At 73.2% G+C, this 4,461-nt stretch carries 5 protein-coding genes; 1 reads left to right on the forward strand and 4 read right to left on the reverse strand.

Annotation, left to right across the window (positions count from 1 at the left end):
- Nucleotides 1-41: 41 nt before the first annotated feature.
- Together VGR37_15070 and VGR37_15075 are read right to left on the reverse strand one after the other, a co-directional pair.
- Nucleotides 42-686 carry a class I SAM-dependent methyltransferase gene (locus VGR37_15070; protein HEV2148724.1) on the reverse strand — a complete coding sequence of 215 codons (645 nt, stop codon included), beginning with the start codon at nt 684-686 and terminating at the stop codon, nt 42-44.
- A gap of 24 nt (nt 687-710) precedes the next feature.
- Nucleotides 711-1,238, reverse strand: coding sequence for a DUF6252 family protein (locus VGR37_15075; protein HEV2148725.1), 528 nt, complete (start codon nt 1,236-1,238; stop codon nt 711-713).
- Between the two features lie 163 nt (nt 1,239-1,401).
- On the opposite strand from VGR37_15075, the gene VGR37_15080 reads away from it, so the two are divergent.
- A complete protein-coding gene (locus VGR37_15080) occupies nt 1,402-2,355 on the forward strand; it encodes a ring-cleaving dioxygenase (GenBank protein HEV2148726.1) in 954 nt (317 codons plus the stop codon).
- A gap of 19 nt (nt 2,356-2,374) precedes the next feature.
- Here the strand turns inward: VGR37_15080 and chrA are convergent, their stop codons facing one another.
- Both chrA and VGR37_15090 read right to left on the reverse strand, forming a co-directional pair.
- A complete protein-coding gene (gene chrA / locus VGR37_15085) occupies nt 2,375-3,733 on the reverse strand; it encodes a chromate efflux transporter (GenBank protein HEV2148727.1) in 1,359 nt (452 codons plus the stop codon).
- Entirely contained in the window at nt 3,730-4,209 is a 480-nt protein-coding gene (locus tag VGR37_15090; protein HEV2148728.1) for a thioesterase family protein, read from the reverse strand. The genes chrA and VGR37_15090 overlap by 4 nt, the downstream gene beginning before the upstream one ends.
- Between the last annotated feature and the right edge of the window lie 252 nt (nt 4,210-4,461).

Here is a 4,461-nt window from a genome sequence, read left to right on the forward strand (position 1 = left end):
GGCGCGGGGCGCCCCCCAGCGGGTGGGCGCCCCGCGCGCTGTCAGCCGGCGACCACCGGCTTCCGGAACAGGGTGACGTCCCGGGCCGGCGCGAAGCGCTCCCACCCGAAGCGGCCGGCGATCCAGCGCATGGTCTCGGGACGGTAGAAGCAGACGTGCGTGGGGTCGCGGGCGTATCGCCACCCGGTGAACGCCGCGTCGTCGCGCAGCATCCCGGTCATCACGCCCAGCCAGCCGCCGGGGCGGAGCATGCGGTCGAGGCGGGCCCACTCCTGCGCCGGCGCGAAGAAGTGCTCGGCGGTCTCGGCGCAGGTCACGAAGTCGTACTTGCGCCCCAGCGCATCCTCCGCCGGGGCGAAGAACGGGTCGTAGACCGCCATGCGGAAGCCCCGCTCCACCAGCATGAAGGAGAGCGCCGGCCCCGGCCCCGAGCCGTAGTCCAGCCCCTCCGCTCCCGCCGGGAGGCGCCGCGCGAGGGGGGTGGCGAGCCGGTCCAGGAATGCGCGGTAGCGCGGGTCGGCCGGGTCGTTCTCGTGCGTGCCGTAGTGCGCCCGCTCCGCCTCCGGGTCCGGCCGCTGCTCCGGGGCCAGGAAGGTGAGCCGGCACCGCCCGCAGCGGAAGAACCGGGAGGCGCGGACCTCCGCGAAGCGCCGGACGCCGCTTCCCAGGCAGAGGGGACAGTTCACCCGAGCAGCGCGCCCGCGGAGCGCCTACTGGGGGACGTACCGCCCACGGAACTCGCCGCCGGCCACCTCGACCACCGCCGTCCCGTTCTCCTGCCGGGCCCGGAAGCTGAAGGTGCCGGAGACCTGCCGCCGCTCCTGGTCCATCTTCGCGACGGTGATGGTCCCCGTGTGCTGCGCGTCGGTGAAGTACGCGACGGGCTCGGCGGTCCGGGAGGCCCGCGTGACGTAGAAGCCGAATGCGCCCGCCTGCGGGTCCGGATCCCTCAGCGGATACGTCCCGGGCCCGGCATAGTCGGGGATCACGACGCTGACCTGCTGCGTGGAGCCGTCCTGGTTCACCTGGAGCCCCACCACCTCGAGGAGGCGTCCCTGCTGCATCAGGTCCGCGACGGCGAGGTCCACCTGGTAGTTGGCGCGCCAGGCGGCGCCGTTCACGCGGGCGGTGACGAACGGGTCCTGCTCCGACCCGGTGGGGGAGTCGCCCGCGCAGGCGGCGACCAGAGCGGCGACGAGGAGCAGGGCGTATCCGCGGAAGCGGTGGGACACAGGCATCTCTTTTTTCCTTTCGGGTTGCGAAGGGCGTGTGCATGCGACGTGTCGCCTGGTGCGACGGAGGGGCCTGCCGCCCGGAACGCAAATCGCATGCGGGAGGTCCGGAGCCCCCGTCCGGGGGGCGGCGAGGCCGCGCGTAAGCCCTGCACGAGCACGAGGGAGCATGGAGCTGACCGGGATCCACCACCTGACGGCCATCACGGCCGACATCCGCGAGAACCACCGCTTCTACACCCGGGTCATGGGGATGCGGCTGGTGAAGCGGAGCGTGAACCAGGACGACGTCAGCGCGTACCACCTCTTCTACTCCGACGCGGTCGGCACCCCCGGGAACGACCTCACCTTCTTCGACTGGAACATCCCGCGCGAGGTGCGCGGCACGCACAGCCTCGTCCGCACGAGCCTGCGGGTGAGCGGGCGCGACACGCTGGAGTGGTGGGCGGGCCACCTTCGCGAGGAGGGCGTCCGCACCGGCGAGCTGACCGAGCGCGACGGCCGGCTCACCCTCGACCTCGAGGATCCAGAGGGGCAGCGCCTCTCCCTCGTGGACGACGGCGGCCGGGGTCAGGAGCCCGTGCCCTGGGAGCGGAGCCCGGTGCCGGCCGAGCGCCAGGTACGGGGGCTCGGCCCCATCGTGATGAGCGTCCCCAGCATCACCGAGACGGACCTCGTCCTCACCCGGGCGATGGGGATGCGGCAGGTGCGCGACTACGCGGCGCCCGAGCACGGGCTCTCCGTGGTGCACGTCTACGAGATGGGCGCGGGCGGGCCGGACGCCGAGCTCCACGTGGCCGTCCAGCCGCAGCTCCCGGTCGCGCGGCAGGGGGCGGGAGGGGTGCACCACGTGGCCTTCCGCACCCCGAACGAGGAGGAGTACCACGCCTGGACGGAGCGTCTGAACTCGCTCCGCATCCCCAACAGCGGCGAGGTGGACCGCTACTACTTCCGCAGCCTGTACTTCCGCGAGCCCAACGGCGTCCTCTTCGAGATCGCCACCGACGGCCCCGGGTTCGCCGTGGACGAGGACCCGGCCACGCTGGGGGAGAAGGTGGTGCTCCCGCCCTTCCTGGAGCCGCACCGGGACAGGATCCTCGCAAACCTGAAGCCGATCGAGTGAGGGCGGCCTCCGCCGCCCGTCACCCGAGCCAGGAGTAGAGGAGCCCCGCGGCTGCCGCGGCGAGCAGGGTGCGGATCATCCCCCACCTCAGCAGGAAGAGCGCGGCGAAGGCGCCGGCCGCGATCAGGAGCGCGGCCGGGTCCAGCGTGTCCCACTCGGGCACCAGGAGCCGGAGCGGGCCGTGCCGTGCCTCCCCCACCCGGGCGAAGAGCACGTGCAGCGCGAACCAGAGGGCCAGGTTCAGGATCACGCCCACCACCGCCGCGGTGATCCCGGAGAGCGCCGCCGTGAGCCCCTTCCGCCCGCGCAGGTGCTCGATCCACGGGGCGCCCACGAAGATGAAGAGGAAGCACGGGACGAAGGTGACCCAGGTGGTGAGCGCCGAGCCCAGCACCCCCGCCAGCATCGGGTCCAGCCCGCCCGGGTTCCGGTACGCCCCCATGAAGCCCACGAACTGCACCACCTGGATGAGCGGCCCCGGCGTCGTCTCCGCCATCCCCAGGCCGTCCAGCATCTCGCCCGGGCGGAGCCAGCCGTACGTCTCCACCGCCTGCTGCGCGACGTAGGCCAGCACCGCGTAGGCCCCGCCGAAGGTGACCACGGCCGCGGTGCTGAAGAACACGCCCTCCTGCACCCACACGCTGGAGGCGCCGGTGAGCAGCAGGAGCGCGCCCACCGGCGCCCACCAGAGGAACAGGTAGAGGAGCGCTGTCCGGAGCCCCGCGCGCCAGGACGGCGCCGCCGGCTCCGTCCGCCCGGCGGCCCCCTCCTCCTCCAGCGCGGCGTCCGCCTCGTGGCCGCGGATCACCAGGAACAGGTCGGGGCGGATCCGGCTCCCCAGGTAGCCGACCAGCGCCGCACCTGCCACGATGAGCGGGAACGGCACCTCGAAGAAGAAGATCGCCACGAACGCGGCCGCGGCGAGCGCCGCCATCGCCCGGTTCTTCAGCGCGCGCCCCCCGATCCGGTGCACCGCCTCGGCGACGACGGCGACCACCGCCGGCTTCAGCCCGAAGAAGAGCGCCTGCACCAGCTGCGTGTCCTGGTAGCCGGCGTAGAGGAGGCTGATCGCCAGGATGGAGACGAACCCCGGGAGCACGAACAGGATCCCCGCCGTCAGCCCGCCCGCGGTGCGGTGCAGGAGCCACCCCACGTAGGTGGCGAGCTGCTGCGCCTCCGGCCCGGGGAGCAGCATGCAGTAGTTGAGGGCGTGGAGGAAGCGGTGCTCGCTGATCCATCTCTTCTCCTCCACGAGGATCCGGTGCATCACCGCGATCTGGCCGGCGGGCCCCCCGAAGCTCAGCAGGCCGACGCGCACCCAGGTGCGGAACGCCTCGCCGAAGGTGGGCGGCGTGGGGGGCGGGTCCGGAGCGATCACCCCCGGCGACGGACGAGAGAGGGGAGGTCCGCGTAGTCCCGGGTGCGCGGCAGCCCCTGCAGGACCGCTGCGAGCTCCGCGGGCGGGGCGGTCGGCTTGCGGCTGTCCAGGTCGATCCACCCGCCTTGGATGCTGAGGACCGCGGCCTCCCGCCCGTCCGAGCGGAGCACGTCCTGGTGCACCCGCCAGTGCGAGCCGTCCGGCGAGAGACCTGCGCAGCGGACGGTCACGGCCAGGGCGTCGCCGAAGAGGACCTCGCGCCGGTAACGGATCTCCTCGCGCATCATCACCGGGCCGAAGCGGAGCGCCTCCAGCCGCGCCTGGTCGAACCCATGGGCGGCCAGCAGGCGGAAGCGCGTGTGGGTGGCGTATTCGCTGAAGGCGGTGTTCCGCACGTGTCGGTTCCCGTCCAGGTCGGCCCAGCGCACCTCGAACCGGCACTCGAACGACTGCCCTTCCCGCATCTCCTCCTCCATGGGACGGTTCTCTCCCCGCGGCGTGCGGCCCAACCTAGCCTGCCGGAGCGGAAGAGGACAGCCGCCTGGCATGCATCTGGCCCACCCCGTCCCCAACGACGGGACCACCGCAGAGGGGAGCCGATGTACGGGATGAGAAGCTGGATGGCGGCCGGGCTGGCGGCGGTGCTCGCCGCCGGGGGCTGCAGTCGGGGCGACGCCGACGGGTCCGCCGGGGAGCCGGCGGAGCCGCGGGAGCGCCGGGTGGTGGCG

It is taken from the genome of Longimicrobiaceae bacterium, assembly GCA_035936415.1.
Classification (GTDB): domain Bacteria; phylum Gemmatimonadota; class Gemmatimonadetes; order Longimicrobiales; family Longimicrobiaceae; genus JAFAYN01.